Source organism: Pontibacter populi (assembly GCF_040278685.1).
Classification (GTDB): Bacteria; Bacteroidota; Bacteroidia; order Cytophagales; family Hymenobacteraceae; genus Pontibacter; species Pontibacter populi.
Genome location: NZ_JBEOKT010000013.1, coordinates 66,961 through 84,226, shown reverse-complemented (window position 1 = coordinate 84,226; position 17,266 = coordinate 66,961). Strand labels below are relative to the sequence as shown.

The following is a 17,266-nucleotide window of genomic DNA, read 5'->3' as shown; positions in this document are numbered from 1 at the left end:
TAACCTTTTAACTTTTTAACTTTCTAACTTTAAGAGTTTTCTTTTTTATAGTTGCGGCAACTATAAATCGGCCAATACAGTAGGCGAAATAGTTATGAGTAAACTAAAACAGTTTCTGCTCGATTCAGAAACAAAAGCATTCGATTCAAATCACCGCGCTACCATCAAGTTCAACATCGGTAAATATAATGCCGCTGTGCAGCGTGGCCTCACCCAATATTCTGATCACGAACTCGCCCGCGAGCGAGCTTCCTATATAAAAACCAACACCATTAAGGACCTGGATAAGTACCTGATGGAGTTTGAAGCCAACTTTACAGCCCGAGGCGGCAAGGTTATCTGGGCACGCGATGCACAGGAGGCTTTAAGAGAGATTGGCGAGATAATGAAGCGCAAACGTGCCAAATCTGTTGTTAAATCGAAGTCGATGATAACAGAGGAGATACACATGAACGAGTTCCTGGAAAAGAACGGCGTAGAAGTGGTGGAAACTGACCTTGGCGAATATATTGTTCAGTTGGCCGAGCAGCGCCCTTACCACATTGTGACACCAGCTATGCACATGTCTAAAAAGGATATTGCCGAGCTGTTTGTGCGCAAGCTTAACATAGCACCCACCGACGATGCCCAGGAACTGGTTAGCGTCGCCCGCCGCCTTTTGAGAGACAAATATACATCTGCAGAGATAGGTATAACTGGTGGTAACTTTTTGTTAGCTGATGTGGGTGGTGTAGCCGTAACCGAAAACGAAGGCAATGCCCGTTTATCAACTACCTTCCCGAAAACGCACATTGCTATAGTTGGTATCGAGAAAATGCTGCCATCTATAATGGACCTGGACCTTTTCTGGCCGCTACTAAGCACCAGCGGAACAGGGCAGAACGTAACTGTTTATAATACCATATTTACAGGTCCGCGCCAGCCACATGAAAAAGATGGCCCGGAAGAAATGTATGTGATACTGCTGGATAACGGCCGTACCGAATTAATGGCGCACCCGGAAAAACGCGAGGCCCTAAACTGCATCCGTTGCGGAGCATGCCTGAACATTTGCCCGGTTTACAAGAACATTGGCGGCCATACCTACGAGAGTACTTACAGCGGCCCGATCGGCTCGGTGCTTACACCGCACTTTAATGGCATGGCTGAGAACAAACACCTGAGCTTTGCCAGTTCGCTGTGTGGCGCCTGTACTTCTGTCTGCCCGGTTAAGATCAACATCCACAACCTGCTATTGCTTAACCGCAAGCAAAGCGTAGACATGGGCCTTGCCGATAAGCAGGAAAAGACAGCCTTTAAGTTCTGGTTAAAAGCCATGAAAAGCCGCAAACTAATGAACATGGCACCAGCCGGCATTAAAAACTATGTAGTAAAATACATCCTGAAAGATACCTGGAGCAAGCGCCGCGAACCGATGAAGATCGCGCCAAAATCATTTAACCAGCTCTGGAAGGAAAGGAAGTAATTGTTGATTTTTGATGTAACAGAATATAAAAATGAAACGGCCTGCAAACTATAGCAGGCCGTTTTATTTCAGCGTATTATCAGGATTATCTCTATTATCAGGGTCGTTCATAAAACTATAGTTTAAAACATAGACGCGTGCCCAGGCTTACGCTGAAACACAGTTACATCATCAATATCTTTAACCTTGCAGATAAAGCGGGTCATGCGCTCTACCCCGAAACCTGCCCCGGCTGTTCTTGGTAAAACGCCTTTTTTAGCCACTTCCAGGTAGTCCTTAAATATTTCTTTGTTGGTTCCGGTCTCGGTCATGCGTTTCAGTATCTGCTTGTACTCGTTCTCGCGCTCAGCACCCGATAAACCTTCTCCAAAACCTTCCGGCCATATCAGGTCATAGTTCAAATAAGTGCCTGGCTTCATCTGGTCTTCTTTGTCATAAAACTCACGCTTATGGTTCAGCAACCAGAACGGCGAATCAGACAGTTTTGATTGCAGCATTTCATAATCAGGGCCGAGGGCAGCCTCCAGTTTTTCGGTGCGGTGCACTGGCCATTTTTCGTACTGTGGCAACAACTCGCCACGCAGTTGCAGCAGCTGTTCCGGCAATTCGACGTTCAGGCGGGCAAACACAAAATTTACCAGGTCTTCCATAAATTCCATCACATAAAAGCGGTCCTTGTTCTTAAACTCAAAGTCAATCTGGGTAAACTCGAACAAATGTCGCCCTGTCTCGGCGCGGTCTGCAAACTCCAGGCGCACGTTCGGAGACACGATATAAAGGCTTTCCAGCGCCGGGTTAAGCAAAGCCAGTTGCTTATGGAAGATCATCGATTTGGTAAGGCTCCAGCGTTTATCGGCATACGGTATGCTGGCATCTACTACCCCATGGTTAAGCGGGTCTGTTATCGGTGACAGCATTAAAGGCATTACCTGGGTCAGGCCTTTTTTAAACATAAACTCGTGGGTGGCCCGCACAATACCCTGCTGCACCTGTAATATTCCGGTTAGCGTCGGGCGGCTCAGGCGTTTCAATACCTGGTCTATTGCAGTGGGAGTTTCTAAAACTGGTGTTTCCATCATGTTAAACTGTTTTCTGGTTAATGATCTATAGTTATAAATTGACAACATTTACACTGCAATTTTAAATACTCTTCAAAAAACAGTTGATACCAGTATTATAATTTTAATTTTACATCACTTATATTGTAAATATTAAAATTTACACTTGGTTTTGGCGATATGAATTACCAAATTGATAATCTGGATAAGCAAATATTGGTATTGCTGATGCAGGACGTATTGCAGCCCTATACAGAAATTGCTAAAGAGTTAGGTGTATCAGGAGGCACGATACACGTACGGATGCGCAAGCTAAACGAGATGGGTGTAGTAAAAGGCAGCCAGCTTATAGTTAACCCGGCCTCTTTAGGCTATGATGTCTGCGCTTTTATTGGTGTGTTCCTGGAGAAAGGCTCGGAGTACCGGGAGGCGGTAGAACAGATGCGCCAGATCCCGGAGATTGTAGAGCTACATTATACAACCGGCTCTTATAGTATGTTCGCAAAGATCATCTGCAGAGACACCAAACACCTGCGCGAAGTACTTAACGAAAAACTACAAACTATAGCCGGCGTGCAGCGCACCGAAACATTTATATCCCTTGAAGAAAGTATAAACCGCCAGATAAAAGTAGAATAAAAATGGCCTGCTAACCAAAGCAGGCCATTTTTATAGTTGGAACTATAGTTTACTTCAGCTTCTCAAGTGCTGAGCGCAGGCGACCAAGCGAATTTTCTATTTCTTCCAGCGATGCGCCACCAACTGATAAACGGAACCAGTTAAGATCCGGTGCAGAACCGAAAGCAGAGAATGGCACCACCGCCAGTTTCGCTTCTGACAGGATATAGAATGTAATGTCTTTGCTGGTTTGCAGCAGGTCGCCGGCCGGAGTTGTTTTACCTGCCAGGTCCATTTTTACGGAAAGGTAAATGGCACCCATCGGCTCGATGGCATCTACAGCAAAACCTGCTTCTTTCAGTTCTTTAAAGCCTTTGTAAAGCACTTCCAGGCTGCGCTGTAATCTGTGCTTCAGTTCGTGCATAAAGCTATAGACCAACTCCGGCTGCTTCAGGTAACGGGCTGTAGCTATTTGTTCGGCTTTCGGGGCCCAGGCACCAACGTGACCCAATATGGCTTTCATTTTATCCATAACTATAGCCGGGCCATAGGCATACCCTACACGCACACCTGTGGCAGCAAAGCTCTTCGAGATGCCATCGATATATACCACATAATCGCGCAGCTCATGACGCAGGTTCACCGGGTCGAAATGCTCGTGCTCAGTGCCGAAGGTCAGCATCCAATAAATATGGTCGTAAAGTATGTATAATGGCTTTTCTCCTTCTGAGCGGCTGTTATTTTCTTCTACTACCAGGTCGCATATTTCCTGCAGGTCTTTTTTAGAGAACATGGTGCCTGTCGGGTTTAGCGGCGAGCACAGTGCCAGCATAGTTGCGCCTTTCAGGTGCGGGGCTATATCGGCAGCAGTTGGCATAAAATTGTTCTCGGCGCGGGTCTCTACCATAACCGGCGTAGCACCAGATAAATGGCAGTAGTGGTTATTGTTCCAAGATGGCGTCGGGAAAACCACTTTATCACCCGGGTCAACTAAGGCCAGGTAGGTAGCATAGATCAACGGGCGCGAGCCACCTGCCACTAGTATGTCATTTTCCGGGTATTTCAGGCCCAGTTTATCTTCAGTGAAAGCAGCCACCGATTTGCGCAGTTCTGCCACGCCGTTTGCCGGTGGATAGTTGGTATGACCTTCGTTATAGGCCTGTGTTATGCCTTCTTTAAGTTCCTGCGGAATGGGATAAATGCTTGGATCAAAATCCCCGATGGTGAGGTTACAGATCTGTTCTCCACGTGCTATCATGGAGTTTACCTCGCCGGCCACCTTTATAATTTCGGAGCCGATCAGGTTTTGAGCCATTTTTGAAACGGTCATGCTACGTTGGGTTTGGTTACTGCAAGTTACGATTTCCGGAAAAGTATAGCCTACATTGCCAGCAAAAAACCTGTAAAAGCCAACCGCCCGGGTAAGCTGTTTATACTTATCCGGGCGGTTAGTTTATAGTTTGAACTATATGGCGCGAGCGCTAGCAAAGGTTCACCTACTGTAGTCATCATCCCCCTGCCCCCTTCAAAGGGGGACTTTTATCTGCAAACGTAAAAAACGATTTTTGAATTACGCATTGCTGACCGTTTCCCTTTGAAGGGGGCAGGGGGATGATTTCACGACTCCGGTTTTACCACTTATAGTAGCCGTTTTCTTCCCCGTCGTTCAGTATCTCGGCGGAAGTGTTGGGGCTACGGTGTATATCAGCCAGTTTGCGTTGCTTCCAGACAGCCGCCGACTCACGAACAGTTTCCAGGTGTGCATCCGATTTAAGCTTTTCTTCTTCTCGTTTGGCTTCTATCTCGTATTCCTGACGGGCTGCAAACTTTGCTTCGGCTATAGTTAGTTTCAGATCGAATTGCTTCTGGCGCTCGGCTACGCGCTGCATTTCCTGGGTGGTGCGCTCATGTTCCACACCTTTCAGAATATCGTCGTAAGGACCTTTGTTTGTAATAAGTTTTGTAAGAATCGGGGCCGTTTCGAGCATAATGAACAGCAACGTAATGAAAAATACCGGCAGCCATGGTAGTTTATTCAGGGCATCTATGCGCGCCATCAGGCCGTCGTAGTTCGAAAAGCTTTCCTGCCCTTCATTTACTGTGGCATCATACTGCTTCATCAGGTCGGCAATACGCTTTTCTTTTACCAGAATGCGATCGGCGGCGCTGGCTTGCAGTAGTTTCAGTTCTTCGTCTACTTTATCGTACTGGCGCTTTTTCTCTTCATAGACAGGACCTTTACCAACTTTACCGGTTCCACCAGTTCCATCCGATTCGGCCGCTACCAGTTCATATAGTTTATTGCGCTCCTTTATTTTAGCTTCTATCTCGGCCCGGATGCCGGCAATTTCACTTTTAACAGAATCTACTTCCGAAAACTGCTTACTTACCAACGCTTTGTGCTGAATTGCCAACTCAGCTTGTTTCTCCTTCAGTATTGCCTGTATCTCTTTATCAAAGATCTTCAACTCCAGCGGCTTAGAGATGACCACAGCCAATACCAATGCCAGCAGTACACGCGGTGTTACCATCAGCAGCTCTTTCCAGAAACGGCCCTCTTTGCGGATAGTGGAAACTATAAAACGGTCGAGGTTGAAGATTACGGCTCCCCATAGCAGGCCAAAAGCCACGGCCATTGGTACCGAATCGAAAACTGTGTAAAGGGCATAACCGCCCGAAATGCTGGCCAATACGCCCGTAAATAAAACGGTAGCGCCCACGCCGGCATATTTTATATGCTCAGACTTGGAACACTTTTCCAGGATGGTGTCGTCGGCGCCGGCGCACCACCAAAAGAAATTTTTCATGTAAATAAGTACCTGTACAGATTAGAACTGACGTCGAAATAGCGCCAGTTGTGTAAAGCGCCGCAAGTTACTGACTTTTATACTTTTAAAGCTGTAAATGTGACGAACATCCTGCAAAATGTGATGAAAATGCAGTTAAATCCGCAACAGTAGCCCTGCTTAATTAAGTTCAAAGTTCTCTACAGGGTCATTCAGCTTATCGTAAAGTAATAAAGATGCCATGGCACTAGCCAGAACCATGCGTGTATCAGGTGCCAACTGAGGCTTTAGCCAAACGTTGCCATTGTTCACTACCTGCACCGCACCAACTATAGTTTCCCCATCCCTGAACTCGTACCCGATGATCTCAGAAAGTGGCAGCGATTTGCCTTCGAACTTGTAAACCGGCTCTATTTTATAGGTTGTATTTCCGTTAGATAGTTCGCCTTCAAACTTTTTACGCTCCAGGTAATGGCGCGGGTCCACGGTTAGTAAATGCCATTGCCCGCTCTCCGGCGATGTGAAATGACTGGCATAATACTCCATGTTCGGGGCTACTTCTATCGTTATGCCGGTGTTATCCTTTAATGATTTATGCTGTAATTTGCTGGCTCCGAATACATACCACTCATTTCCCTGCCCGTTTTGCAGGCTAAACTGGTATTTCTGGCTTGCCTTTACATTGTTGTAACTAAAGATAGAGAAGCCACCCATGTTTACCCATCCGAGATTTACGTTTGCCACCGTATAGTTGCCAATAGTAAAACTGCCGTTTGGCTTAAAAACCTTGCGCCCCTCCACAGGTAATTCTTCGGACTGCTGTTTAAAATCAGATTGCAAAGCCATTGGCGGCACAGAGCAGGAACTGAACACAAGCGTGCCCGCCAAAGAAACAAGCAATAGGTACTTTCTCATAGTTTTATAGTTAGCGGTTAATCGGCTATGTTAGGAATTTATAGTTAGGGTGACTTTCGGGGAAGGTATTAACCCACCCCTAACCCCTCCAGGGAGGGGAATTTCTATTTGTCATCTCGACGTGAGGAGAGATCTTATTTGTCCTATCTAGAAGCTGTATAAGATTTCTCACAGCTACGCTGGCTCTCTTCGACTCCCGTCTCAAGAGTGTTCGAAATGACAATTTTGAACTATAACTTCTTACTACAAAGAGCTCTAAACTATAAAAACAGTTGCCTCACCTATAAAATAAAAAAGGGCAGAAAACTTTCCAGTTCTCCACCCTTTCTAACTTTTTAACTTCCCAACTTTCTAACTACACCGCGTCTTCGTCAGGGAGAATTTCTACATCCTGCACCAGTACAAAGTTTTCTATTTCGCGGGCTCTTGGTGTGTTGGCAAGTCCGCCTTCGGCAGTTTCCTTATACTTGCGCTCCATGCTTTCGCCTACTTCGCCGAGGGCTGCCACGCACTGGTCAACAGGTATAACCGGGTCTACACCGGCAATGGCCAACTGCGATGATGAATAGGCAATAGCGGCCGCACTGGCATTACGAACGATACACGGCACTTCTACAAGGCCGGCAACAGGGTCGCAAACCAGGCCAAGCATACATTGTATAGTTATGGCAACGGCATTAAAAACCTGTTGTACATCGCCACCCAAACAGTAAACAATACCGCCAGCCGCCATGGCTGCAGCACTACCAGTCTCAGCCTGGCAACCGCCTACAGCTCCCGCCAGCGATGCATTTTGCTCAATGATAAGCGCGATTCCTGCCGCAACTAACAGTGCTTCGTGTATCTTTCTGTCTTCCAGGCCGTGCAGGTCCTGCAGTGTAGTAAAGGCACCCGGTAAAATGCCTGAGGCACCTGCCGTAGGAGCAGCTACCACGCGACCCATGCACGAGTTAACCTCTTTGGCACCCAACGCACGCGACACCAGCATCTGGAACTCCGGCGACAAAACCGTAACCGGCGAGTTGGCCACTTTTTTAGCACCATTGTTCACCATGCCCGAGCGCGACGTCATGTTTTCGGTGAGGCCGGTTTTTACGGCGTCCTTCATCACTTCGTAGGCTTTGGCAATGTTTTCCCAGATAAATTCTTCGGTGCGGCCTTTCTGCTCAATTTCGTAATCAAGCACGGGCTGATATAGTGGTTCGTTGGTTTCAGCGCAATGCTTGCCCCAGCTCTTAAAATCGTTGAATAGTAATGACATACCTTTTTTATATTAATGTGCCCGCCTAATGCGCTCGGGCACCAGGGGCGTTAAAGATAGTTACAATTTTACATGCAACCATACCTGCTCTTACCTTAACATTTACCGGTGCAATAAATGTTCTGTTAAGATAAATTATATGTTTTACCAACTCCTCCTGCTTCAGGCCCGTTTTAATTATAAAAAGTACTATGGCCAGTTTACCACAAGACCTGAAAGAGAAATTATTATCTGCACTTGAGCGGGTAGAGCACAGGGTATCTATGGCTAAATTTATTACAAAGGATAAGCTGCATCTGCTCGAGCCGATCAATATAATGCCATACTATGGCTTTGGCAACGATACTTATGTTTATATAAAAGGGAGGGTGCTGGAAGATGAGAAAGTAGTGCAGCCCAAAGAGGGTGACGGCGTTTTAAAACACTTAAAAGACACTTATAAACGCTTCGAAACAGATGAAATACCCCATATAAGGGTTAAAGCCAGCTTTGCTGGCCAGGAGATAGAAAAGGAGACAGACGAAGAAGGCTATTTTGATTTCGAATTCCGGACGGATGCCCCTATAGACTATAGCGTTACAGGAAACAAAGTACAATTGCAGCTGCTCGACCATAAAACTGACAATGACAGGCTTCATGCCGAAGCGCATATTTTTGTTCCGGGGAAAGATGCAGAATTCGGTATTATATCAGATATCGACGATACGGTGCTGGTATCTAATATCACCAACTTTTTTGGGCGGTTAAAGCTCATGCTCATGAAAAACGCGACTGAGCGAAGTCCTTTTCCGGGCATAGCAGGTTTTTTGCGGGCCCTGTGCAAAGGCAGCGACGGTAAAGGTAACAATCCCCTCTTTTTTGTTTCGGGCAGCGAATGGAACCTGTATGACCTGCTCATCAATTTTTTTAGATCTCATGATGTACCGGAAGGGCCACTGTTACTGCGCGACAAAGGTACCCGCCTCGACCGTGGTGATTTTGAAACCAGCGATCAGGAGTATAAGCTCCAGAAAATACGCCACATACTCGATACTTATCCCGATCATAAATTTATCTGCATCGGCGATAGCGGGGAGCATGACCCTGAAACATACCAGAAAGTTGTAGCAGAATATCCGGGTCGTATACTATCTATTTACATTCGTGATGTAAGCCCCGATGAACGCGATGCCGAGGTAAGGAAGATTGCAGAAGATATTCGAAAGCAGGGGGTAGAAATGGAGCTTGTAAAAGAAACGCTTTCTGCTGCCAGGCATGCCGTGAAACAAGGCTGGATAAACGAAGATCAATTGGAAGATGTAAGGCAGGCTTGTGAAGCCGATGACCAGTCGGAGTAAAGAACTTACTTCTAACTTTAAACAATGGATAAAAACAAGAAACGTGTTGCCATGCGCGTGCATGGTAAAGTACAGGGGGTGTTTTTCAGAGCCAGCACCCAGGAAAAAGCACAGGAGCTCGGCCTTACCGGCTTTGTGCAAAACGAGCCTGACGGAACCGTATACTTAGAAGCCGAAGGCAACCCCGAAACTGTAAAGGAACTCGAAGCCTGGGCTCACCGAGGGCCAGAACGTGCGCGAGTCGAGAAAGTGGAAGTGCAGGAGCTTGACAGCTTGAGTGGTTCTGAGAAGTTTGAGCAGCGGCGGTAGGATTAGGAAGATGTATAATTATAGATTAACTTTATACTATATTAAGATGTTGGCAGCTATAGAAATTATATGAAAAGGCTCACCATATTAACAGTAGTCTTTAACTTCTTAATAGTTGTTGGGGCTGGACATGGAATTGGATTTTTGGGATTTATAGAAATTGTTTTATTTAATTACTTAAAGTACGATTTCTCCTTCTCTCCATTTGCAAATTATAACCAATCTTTGGCAGCAGTGGGACTTTTCGCTTTGATTGGCCAAATTATTCTTTTGATTTCATTAACAGTAAAAATTTACCGATTCCTTTTTTGGATAAAGCTATTAGGTCTTATTTTTTTATGGACAAGCTTCTACTATCTTACCCATACAATACTATCAAGTACACTTGCAGGAATTAGCTTTATTTCTGGACTGCCATTTTTTATATGCTCAATTCTCTTGTTTCTTAGGGTAATAAGGGAGGAATATATTAACAGAAAAGAGGTGAGACAAATTTGAAAACTACAGCTGCCAAAACTGTATAATCACTAAACTTCAGCTGGCGACCTTATAAGGTGTATATACTAACCGTATTTTACTTAACAATATGAGCATATAGTTTTGGTTCTGATGCTTCGTATAAGAAGTTCGTTGTAATTGATTCTCCTCTTGAGGGGAGCGTGAGGGGTGTTTACATTTGCGGAATAATTACAGCTAAGTTACCTATTGGCATTTTTCTCTTGATATTAACACCCCTATAATCCCCTCAAGGGGATAGTTTTGAAGAAAGAAACAATATTCTATGCTCCGCACCCTTCTCCAGCAAATCCCATACTTCACCCCGGAAGACATAGCTGCGTTTGAGCCGCTCTGGAAAAAGCAGGTGCACCTGAACCGTTATGATTTCCTGATACGGCAGGGGCAGGTGGAGCAGGGTTTATACTTTGTAACCAGCGGCGCGCTCCGCATTTACTACCCACTCCCCGACGAAGATATTTGTGTTGGTTTCGGTTACCCGAACACGCTGATGATCTCGTTCCCATCTTTTGTAGATGGCAAGCCGTCGGCGTATTACATACAGGCACTTAAAAAGAGTGAGCTGCTGGGCATCAGTAAAACCGACCTCGTAAACCTGATGGAGGAAAGACCCAGCATTAAACGGTTCTGGTACGAGCAACTGGAGCAAGCTTTGGTTGGCAAAATAGAGCGCGAAGTTGATTTGCTGTTGCCTGAGCCGGAGCAACGCCTGCAACGCGTAATGCAGCGCAGCCCGCACCTGTTCCAGCACATCCCTAAAAAGTATATCGCCTCGTACCTGCGCATGTCTCCCGAAACGCTGAGCCGCATTAAAGTATAAATATTGATCTCGGTCAAGGATTGGCACCTATAACCTGCTGTAACTTTGTGGTGTACAAAATAAAACTATGAAGCCATGACTACTTTAGAACAACTCTCGCAAACCACCGGCAACCTGCAGCAAACCGTAACAAACGAGTTTGCGGCACTGGACCTTGCTGCCCTGAACTATAAACCAACCCCTGAAAGCTGGAGCATACTGGAGTGCCTGGAGCACCTGAACCGTTACAGCCGCTACTATAACCCTGCCCTCTCCAACGCTATTGCAGCTAACTCCGACGGTAACTATGTACCAAGTATAACCTATAGCTGGCTCGGCAAAAAATCATTGGACATGGTGCGCCCGCAGAACGGCAAAAAGCACAAAACGGTAAAGCACATGAACCCTGCTAACAGTGCGTTAGGCCCGGCAACTATAGAGGAGTTCCTGAAGCATCAGCAGGATTTACAGCAATTGCTGCAAGTTGCTAAAAGCGCCAACCTGAATAAAAAAGCCATACCTGTAGAGTTCTTCAAACTGCTGAAAATGCGCATCGGCGAAACGCTGGAATTTGTAGTTATTCACCAGGAACGCCATGTGCAACAAGCTTTGAGAGTAAAGCAGGAACTAAGCGCTAAAGCGGCTGCTTAATTGTTAATTGCTGATTGTTAGTTATTGTTTATCTCCTTGAGTGGTCATCCCCTTACCCCCTTCAAAGGGGGACTTTTTTTTGTCATCCTGTAAGGATCTTGTGAGTAAATAGTGAAGGCTTAACCTCCCTTGAACCAAGTTTCCCCGAGACAAGCTCGGGATCTATGACTTAACAGAATGACAATTTAGTTTGAGCGAATTCACATCACGAGATAAAGTCCCCCTTGGAAGGGGGCAGGGGGATGAAATCGTTGCAAGAGAAAAATCAACAATTATCAACCACCAACTATAACCTCTTCCTTCTCGCCGGTATTCAGGTCTATTTTAAAAAGCTGGTGGCTGTTGGTGCTGGTTACCCATAGTTGCCCGTTCAGGAAAGTAAGGTCGTTTGGCTCGTGCAGGCCTTCGGTTAAGGTACGGACGCGCTTGCGGCTGGTGTCGATCACTTTTACTTTCCCGTTGTAGGTATCGGCTATGTAAATATCATGGTCAATGCGGGTCAGGCCTACGCAATGTTGCAGCAGCGCTTCCTCCAAGTCGCCGTCTTCATCACCAAAATCAAATAAACCGTGGCCAACTATAGTGCGCACCTGCCCGGTGTCGAGGTTTATAGTCCGTATGGCGCTGGCTTCGGCATCGGCTACAAACAACATATGGTCGTGGCGGGTGAGGCCACTGGGCTGGTTAAAAGATGCTTCCAGTAAAGGGCCGTCGGCAAGTGCTTCGCGGCCGGTGCCTGCAAAGCGTAACACTTTTTCGTTACCAAGGTGCATGCGTAATATCTGGTGGTTGCCGGCGCTGGCAATGTACAGGTGGTTATCGAAAACAAGCAGGTCCCAGGGACTGTTCGGGTTTACGGGTTCTCCCAGCTTATCATCATGGAAATAATATTCCAGCTCACCGGTACCAGCTATAGTTGTAACTGTTTTCGTTTCGAGGTTGGCTTTGCGGATGGCGTTATTTTTAGAGTCAGCGATGTAAAGTGTGTTGTTACAAAGTGCCAGGCCATGCGGTTCGTAAAAAGCAGCCTCGGTATAGTTGCCATCAGTAAAACCCTGTTTGCCGCTGCCTATAGTTTCCAGTATCTGCCCCTGCTGGTTTAGTTTCAGGATGCGGTTATGCCCGCTGTCGGCTAAGTAAATATTGCCTTCCTTGTCGTGTATCAGCTTGGAGGGGAAGTATAAGGCCGAACTTACAGGTTGCTCCACGTGGAAACGCACCGGTTCATAATTCAGCTCATTTTTAAACTCGGCCTTCATGCGCAGCAAATAAGGCTGCACTTTGTCATACACACCTTCGCCGGCATGCTGGCCCACTACTTTACCTTTCGGGTCTATCAGAACTATAGTTGGCCACGCCTTTATACCATACTGGTCCCAAAGTTTAAAGTCAGCATCGTTTACCACCGCATGCGTGATCCCGAACTTTCGTATAGCCTGTCTTATAGTTTCGTTTCGTTTTTCAGCATCAAATTTGGCCGAGTGCACACCAATTACCACCAGCACATCCGCAAATTCTTCTTCCAGCCGCTTAAGGTCGGGCACAATATGCTGACAATTAATGCAGCCAAAAGTCCAGAAATCCAGCAGTACGATCTTGCCGCGCAGGTCTTTAATGGTCCATTCGCGGTCAGTGTTCAACCAACCGTGTTTTGTGTATAGTTCCGGTGCATTTACGCGGCCTGTCAGCATGGTCTTAAGTTTGTGGTTGATGGGTTTATAGTTACCGGGTTATAAGGGTAAAGGTTTGTCTGAATCAGGATTTATAGGATTAGAGGATTAACAGGATGGAAGACCTATCCGCTCTTTCGGATTTGTAATCCGGAAGTATGTTATTATCAGGATTTGTAATCCGGTTTTATACCTTGCCAGCTGTTGAACTGAGGTTAAAAGTCGGATTGCAAATCCTCATAGTAGGGGCTTCGGGATTACAAATCCCGAAGAGCAACGGCCATTTTATACTTGTGTCCTAATCTTAGCCCCTAAAAACAGGGGAGGGAGCTTATTAGAAACTCCCTTCTTAGACAAGTCACAGATCCCCAACTTGATTTGGGAGAGTGGCAGGGTGGTTGGACCACGCCAACTATAATACTAGAACCTAAATGATAGCAATAGACGAATCCTGTTTTTAGGGGAGGGCCGGGGTGGGGTAACTAATTTTATTGTAAATTTGTGTAAACAGTGGCAACTATGGCAGAAACCTATGCTTCAGATTTCGGAACGATCCTGCTTTTTTTGGTAGGCGGTGCCATATTTGTGGTTATTGGCCTGTTTACGGCTAAACTTATTCGCCCAAGCCGGCCAAATGCCGAAAAGCTCACAACCTACGAATCAGGTGAAGAACCTATTGGCAACTCATGGGTGCAGTTTAACCCCCGTTTTTACGTGGTAGCGCTTATCTTCATTATTTTCGATGTGGAACTGGCTTTCCTGTTTCCGTGGGCAACGGTGTTTGGGCGCCGTGATCTGATTGAAGCGACTGATGGCGTGTGGGGTTGGTTCTCGCTTATCGAAATGTTTATTTTTATCGGTATCCTGGTTTTAGGCTTGGCTTATGCCTGGGCAAAAGGCCACCTCGACTGGATAAAGCCTGCCCCGGTTATACCTAAAAGCCGCTCTAAAATACCAACGGATGTATACCAGCGCGTAAACGAACGAAAGTATAGCCCAGGCAAAACTCCTGACAAAGGATAGTTTGACAAAGGACAAAAGAAGAATTAGTCATTACTCACTAATCATTACTAATTACCTTGGATAAAACCGGAGAAGGCGGCATTGTAATTACTAAGCTGGACGACCTGCTGAACTGGGCGCGACTAACCTCGCTGTTCCCGATGGGTTTTGGCCTGGCTTGCTGCGCTATCGAAATGATGGGTGCTTATGCGTCGGGCTACGACCTGGACCGTTTCGGCATTATTCCGCGTGCTTCTCCGAGGCAGTCTGATGTGATGATAGTGGCTGGTACGGTTACGTTTAAAATGGCTGACCGCGTACGACGCTTGTATGAGCAGATGCCGGAGCCGCGTTATGTGATATCCATGGGTAGTTGCTCTAATTGTGGCGGCCCCTACTGGGAGCACGGTTACCATGTAGTAAAAGGCGTTGACAGAATCATTCCTGTGGATGTATATGTCCCCGGCTGCCCTCCGCGCCCCGAAGCCCTGATCGGCGGTTTCCTGAAACTACAGGAGATCATCCGCCAGGAAACCATACGCGCACCAAGGGCTGTGCAGCAGATCATGGCAAAACGTAACCAGCAAGTATAAGCATTCAAAATTAAGACAACGTGCAGTTCGGAGAGCTAAGAGATTTTATAGTTGCAAAGTTTGGCGCTGAGGCTATAATTGCCGAGAAGGCCGATAGCCTGCAACCTTACCTGGTGCTGCAAACCGAGCGTCTCGCCGACGTATGCCTGGAACTACACGATAACGAACAAACCTACTTCGATTTTCTTTCCTGCCTGACTGGAATAGATAATGGTCCCGAAGCCGGAACTATGGAAGTGGCTTACAACCTATACTCTATTCCGTACGATCATCACCTGATGCTGAAAGTGCAGGTACCGCGTAATTCTGAAAACGAAGCTATACATGCCGTACCAACTGTAAGCCACATCTGGCGCACCGCCGACTGGCAGGAGCGTGAAGTCTTTGACCTCTTGGGTATTTACTTTACTAATCACCCGGACATGCGCCGCATCCTTTGCGCCGCCGACTGGGAAGGCCACCCGCTCCGCAAAGACTACAAAATACAGGACTACTACCACGGCATTAAAGTACCCTACGACGACCACAACGAAAACAGCGGTTTCCGGGGCGAACCTGTGAAGCTCACCAATCACCCTCACGAGCAATTTCCTGATATGCGGGAGAAGCCGGAGTAGGTAGTAAGGTAACTACAAATGCACTATTGAAATTGAGTGCGACGTTTGCCACTCCTGTAAAGTAAGAACCCTACGGCCAGGTAAACTATAACTGCCACGGCGATCGGCGCTTCTTCCTGTGCATAACTGATACTACTGTTCTTAAATAACGGGCTGGTTAACATACCAAACAGCAGAAACGAGCCAAAAACCAGGGCTGGGGAAAGTATAATAGCAAGAACCCGAAGCAAAACGCCACGATTTATAGTCAGGTAATACCCTATACCTGTAGACCCTACCAAAAGCAGCACCATACCTATTTTCATGAGCAGTGCCGCGGCTCCCGTAGTTATGATCTCGCCATTCGTGGAGATAATAACGGCTAGCTTTATAGCCCAGGCTACAGCACCACCTATCAGGAGCAGACCTGCTACCTGTACCCATCTTGAAAAAAGTAGTTTCAATTGCATAAAAGTTGGTTGTGTTAAAATGGATTACGAAGCAGTTGGTAAGTATAACTATAGCTAACAGCTTTTTGCTGGCGCGAGCTTGTAGCTCGTGTTTTAACTATAATTTAAAGCAAAAAGTACGAGCTATAAGCTCACACTAGCGCGGGCTACCGATTATATTTTGATAGCCTTTTTTGTACTTGGTTATTCGTTACTGCACGTTCTTAAAGAAGGTCGGCGAGTTGCCATAAAGCGGCGTGCTGCCATTCCATTTCTCGATAAACTGCTGCTGAATCAGCAATGGGGTAAGTGTACGCTGTCGTAGTTCGTTGGCTTTTGCTTCGGCTTCAGCTTCTACTATCTTTTTACGGGCTTGCGCTTCGGCTACTTTTAGCTCGTTCTCTACCTGCATGGCCTGCTGCACGGCTTTGTTCTTCAGGTTTACGGCCTGCACAATTACATCCGGGTACTGTAAGCCACTGGTCATCTGCTCCAGGTCAAACCCTTCTTTACTTAAAGCATCTCCAAGCGCTATCTGCACCTTATCTTCAAAACTTTGGCGGTTAGAGATGATGCTGTCGGTGCTATACTTGTTAAACTGAATGCGGAAAGCGTCGCGGGTATAGTTGTAAAGCGTCGTTTCGGTTATCAGGCCTATCTCTTTGCGGTACTTACTGAAAATACGCGGACTCTCACCTGGCATTACCCTGAAAGAAATAGTAGGATCTACAGTAAATACCGAACCGTCTTTGGCATTTACTGTAAAGGGAGCATAATCCACTGTCTGCACAAACGTCGGGAACTGGTATACTTCTTCGGTAAACGGGTTATACCATACACGCCCTGTTACAAGGCTCACGTCCTGCACGCCTTTGTCGGTGCCATATAGTTTCACCAGTATACCTTCGTGGCCGGCATCAATGCGGGTGCACGAGGTCATGGCGGTAACAGAAAATACAAGTATAAGCACGGCTGCAATAGCCCAGGTAATAATTTGGCGGTTCATTAAGATTTAAATTTGGAAAGGGTAAAACGGATAACTATAAAATTAACAACTATAAGTATAGCCAGCAGCACCAACCCAAGTACAACCGACGTATCAGAAGGCTTCCGGATCAGACCTACCACTTCGGTATAAGCAAAAATATCGGCTATAAGCAGCAGACCGAGTATAAGCAGGTATTGAAACTTCATAAGCATTGAAATTTTAAGCAATAGAGGTAAACTTGGCTAGTTTTTGT

Annotated in this window: 19 protein-coding genes; 10 read left to right on the top strand and 9 right to left on the bottom strand. The window is 46.3% G+C overall.

Features of this window, described 5'->3' with window-relative positions:
- The first annotated feature begins 94 nt into the window (after positions 1–94).
- Positions 95–1,465: a LutB/LldF family L-lactate oxidation iron-sulfur protein gene (locus tag ABS362_RS14235; protein ID WP_350413166.1), complete on the top strand. Its 1,371-nt coding sequence runs from the start codon at positions 95–97 to the stop codon at positions 1,463–1,465.
- A 122-nt stretch (positions 1,466–1,587) separates the two neighbouring features.
- On the opposite strand, the gene ABS362_RS14230 is transcribed toward ABS362_RS14235, so the two are convergent.
- Positions 1,588–2,544: an asparagine synthetase A gene (locus ABS362_RS14230; protein ID WP_350413165.1), complete on the bottom strand. Its 957-nt coding sequence runs from the start codon at positions 2,542–2,544 to the stop codon at positions 1,588–1,590.
- Positions 2,545–2,703: 159 nt separating this feature from the next.
- Here ABS362_RS14230 and ABS362_RS14225 point away from each other — a divergent pair, with 159 nt between their 5' ends.
- On the top strand, positions 2,704–3,162 hold the full coding sequence (locus ABS362_RS14225; RefSeq protein WP_350413164.1) for an Lrp/AsnC ligand binding domain-containing protein: 459 nt from the start codon (positions 2,704–2,706) through the stop codon (positions 3,160–3,162).
- A gap of 49 nt (positions 3,163–3,211) precedes the next feature.
- Here the strand turns inward: ABS362_RS14225 and ABS362_RS14220 are convergent, their stop codons facing one another.
- The 4 genes from ABS362_RS14220 to sdaAA form a co-directional block, all read right to left on the bottom strand.
- Entirely contained in the window at positions 3,212–4,471 is a 1,260-nt protein-coding gene (locus ABS362_RS14220; RefSeq protein WP_350413163.1) for a pyridoxal phosphate-dependent aminotransferase, read from the bottom strand.
- 301 nt (positions 4,472–4,772) lie between these two features.
- Positions 4,773–5,948, bottom strand: a complete 1,176-nt coding sequence (locus ABS362_RS14215; RefSeq protein WP_350413162.1) for a DUF4407 domain-containing protein — start codon at positions 5,946–5,948, stop codon at positions 4,773–4,775.
- Between the two features lie 159 nt (positions 5,949–6,107).
- Positions 6,108–6,842, bottom strand: a complete 735-nt coding sequence (locus ABS362_RS14210; RefSeq protein WP_350413161.1) for a hypothetical protein — start codon at positions 6,840–6,842, stop codon at positions 6,108–6,110.
- Positions 6,843–7,197: 355 nt separating this feature from the next.
- A complete protein-coding gene (gene sdaAA / locus ABS362_RS14205; protein ID WP_350413160.1) occupies positions 7,198–8,103 on the bottom strand; it encodes an L-serine ammonia-lyase, iron-sulfur-dependent, subunit alpha in 906 nt (301 codons plus the stop codon).
- A 191-nt stretch (positions 8,104–8,294) separates the two neighbouring features.
- On the opposite strand from sdaAA, the gene ABS362_RS14200 reads away from it, so the two are divergent.
- From ABS362_RS14200 to ABS362_RS14180, 5 genes are all read left to right on the top strand, one after another.
- Positions 8,295–9,440, top strand: a complete 1,146-nt coding sequence (locus tag ABS362_RS14200) for an App1 family protein phosphatidate phosphatase (protein ID WP_350413159.1) — start codon at positions 8,295–8,297, stop codon at positions 9,438–9,440.
- A 24-nt stretch (positions 9,441–9,464) separates the two neighbouring features.
- Positions 9,465–9,749: an acylphosphatase gene (locus ABS362_RS14195; RefSeq protein ID WP_350413158.1), complete on the top strand. Its 285-nt coding sequence runs from the start codon at positions 9,465–9,467 to the stop codon at positions 9,747–9,749.
- A 69-nt stretch (positions 9,750–9,818) separates the two neighbouring features.
- Positions 9,819–10,247, top strand: a complete 429-nt coding sequence (locus tag ABS362_RS14190; protein WP_350413157.1) for a hypothetical protein — start codon at positions 9,819–9,821, stop codon at positions 10,245–10,247.
- 283 nt (positions 10,248–10,530) lie between these two features.
- The gene (locus ABS362_RS14185) at positions 10,531–11,085 is read left to right on the top strand and encodes a Crp/Fnr family transcriptional regulator (RefSeq protein WP_350413156.1); all 555 of its coding nucleotides are present in this window, start codon (positions 10,531–10,533) and stop codon (positions 11,083–11,085) included.
- Positions 11,086–11,160: 75 nt separating this feature from the next.
- Positions 11,161–11,715 (top strand): DinB family protein, encoded by a 555-nt coding sequence (locus ABS362_RS14180; RefSeq protein WP_350413155.1) that lies wholly within the window; start codon positions 11,161–11,163, stop codon positions 11,713–11,715.
- Between the two features lie 275 nt (positions 11,716–11,990).
- On the opposite strand, the gene ABS362_RS14175 is transcribed toward ABS362_RS14180, so the two are convergent.
- Positions 11,991–13,406, bottom strand: a complete 1,416-nt coding sequence (locus tag ABS362_RS14175) for a thioredoxin-like domain-containing protein (RefSeq protein WP_350413154.1) — start codon at positions 13,404–13,406, stop codon at positions 11,991–11,993.
- 498 nt (positions 13,407–13,904) lie between these two features.
- Here ABS362_RS14175 and ABS362_RS14170 point away from each other — a divergent pair, with 498 nt between their 5' ends.
- Genes ABS362_RS14170 through ABS362_RS14160 form a run of 3 tightly spaced genes read left to right on the top strand, consistent with a single transcriptional unit; the run spans position 13,905 to position 15,597 of the window.
- On the top strand, positions 13,905–14,408 hold the full coding sequence (locus ABS362_RS14170) for an NADH-quinone oxidoreductase subunit A (protein WP_350413153.1): 504 nt from the start codon (positions 13,905–13,907) through the stop codon (positions 14,406–14,408).
- Positions 14,409–14,458: 50 nt separating this feature from the next.
- Entirely contained in the window at positions 14,459–14,980 is a 522-nt protein-coding gene (nuoB, locus tag ABS362_RS14165) for an NADH-quinone oxidoreductase subunit NuoB (RefSeq protein ID WP_434086526.1), read from the top strand.
- Positions 14,981–15,000: 20 nt separating this feature from the next.
- Complete coding sequence (locus tag ABS362_RS14160) at positions 15,001–15,597, top strand: NADH-quinone oxidoreductase subunit C (RefSeq protein WP_350413151.1); 597 nt, start codon at positions 15,001–15,003, stop codon at positions 15,595–15,597.
- 23 nt (positions 15,598–15,620) lie between these two features.
- Here ABS362_RS14160 and ABS362_RS14155 read toward each other — a convergent pair whose 3' ends face one another.
- The 3 genes from ABS362_RS14155 to ABS362_RS14145 form a co-directional block, all read right to left on the bottom strand.
- Entirely contained in the window at positions 15,621–16,046 is a 426-nt protein-coding gene (locus tag ABS362_RS14155) for a hypothetical protein (protein WP_350413150.1), read from the bottom strand.
- 190 nt (positions 16,047–16,236) lie between these two features.
- The gene (locus tag ABS362_RS14150) at positions 16,237–17,031 is read right to left on the bottom strand and encodes an SPFH domain-containing protein (RefSeq protein WP_350413149.1); all 795 of its coding nucleotides are present in this window, start codon (positions 17,029–17,031) and stop codon (positions 16,237–16,239) included.
- Positions 17,031–17,219: a hypothetical protein gene (locus tag ABS362_RS14145; protein WP_350413148.1), complete on the bottom strand. Its 189-nt coding sequence runs from the start codon at positions 17,217–17,219 to the stop codon at positions 17,031–17,033. Before ABS362_RS14145 ends, ABS362_RS14150 begins: the two co-directional genes overlap by 1 nt.
- Positions 17,220–17,266: the final 47 nt, after the last annotated feature.

Bases quoted from the DNA above. Each gene is read 5' to 3' on its own strand.
- ABS362_RS14235 (WP_350413166.1), top strand. From the start codon at position 95: ATGAGTAAACTAAAACAGTTTCTGCTCGATTCAGAAACAAAAGCATTC.
- ABS362_RS14230 (WP_350413165.1), bottom strand. From the start codon at position 2,544: ATGATGGAAACACCAGTTTTAGAAACTCCCACTGCAATAGACCAGGTA.
- ABS362_RS14225 (WP_350413164.1), top strand. From the start codon at position 2,704: ATGAATTACCAAATTGATAATCTGGATAAGCAAATATTGGTATTGCTG.
- ABS362_RS14220 (WP_350413163.1), bottom strand. From the start codon at position 4,471: ATGACCGTTTCAAAAATGGCTCAAAACCTGATCGGCTCCGAAATTATA.
- ABS362_RS14215 (WP_350413162.1), bottom strand. From the start codon at position 5,948: ATGAAAAATTTCTTTTGGTGGTGCGCCGGCGCCGACGACACCATCCTG.
- ABS362_RS14210 (WP_350413161.1), bottom strand. From the start codon at position 6,842: ATGAGAAAGTACCTATTGCTTGTTTCTTTGGCGGGCACGCTTGTGTTC.
- sdaAA (WP_350413160.1), bottom strand. From the start codon at position 8,103: ATGTCATTACTATTCAACGATTTTAAGAGCTGGGGCAAGCATTGCGCT.
- ABS362_RS14200 (WP_350413159.1), top strand. From the start codon at position 8,295: ATGGCCAGTTTACCACAAGACCTGAAAGAGAAATTATTATCTGCACTT.
- ABS362_RS14195 (WP_350413158.1), top strand. From the start codon at position 9,465: ATGGATAAAAACAAGAAACGTGTTGCCATGCGCGTGCATGGTAAAGTA.
- ABS362_RS14190 (WP_350413157.1), top strand. From the start codon at position 9,819: ATGAAAAGGCTCACCATATTAACAGTAGTCTTTAACTTCTTAATAGTT.
- ABS362_RS14185 (WP_350413156.1), top strand. From the start codon at position 10,531: ATGCTCCGCACCCTTCTCCAGCAAATCCCATACTTCACCCCGGAAGAC.
- ABS362_RS14180 (WP_350413155.1), top strand. From the start codon at position 11,161: ATGACTACTTTAGAACAACTCTCGCAAACCACCGGCAACCTGCAGCAA.
- ABS362_RS14175 (WP_350413154.1), bottom strand. From the start codon at position 13,406: ATGCTGACAGGCCGCGTAAATGCACCGGAACTATACACAAAACACGGT.
- ABS362_RS14170 (WP_350413153.1), top strand. From the start codon at position 13,905: ATGGCAGAAACCTATGCTTCAGATTTCGGAACGATCCTGCTTTTTTTG.
- ABS362_RS14155 (WP_350413150.1), bottom strand. From the start codon at position 16,046: ATGCAATTGAAACTACTTTTTTCAAGATGGGTACAGGTAGCAGGTCTG.
- ABS362_RS14150 (WP_350413149.1), bottom strand. From the start codon at position 17,031: ATGAACCGCCAAATTATTACCTGGGCTATTGCAGCCGTGCTTATACTT.
- ABS362_RS14145 (WP_350413148.1), bottom strand. From the start codon at position 17,219: ATGAAGTTTCAATACCTGCTTATACTCGGTCTGCTGCTTATAGCCGAT.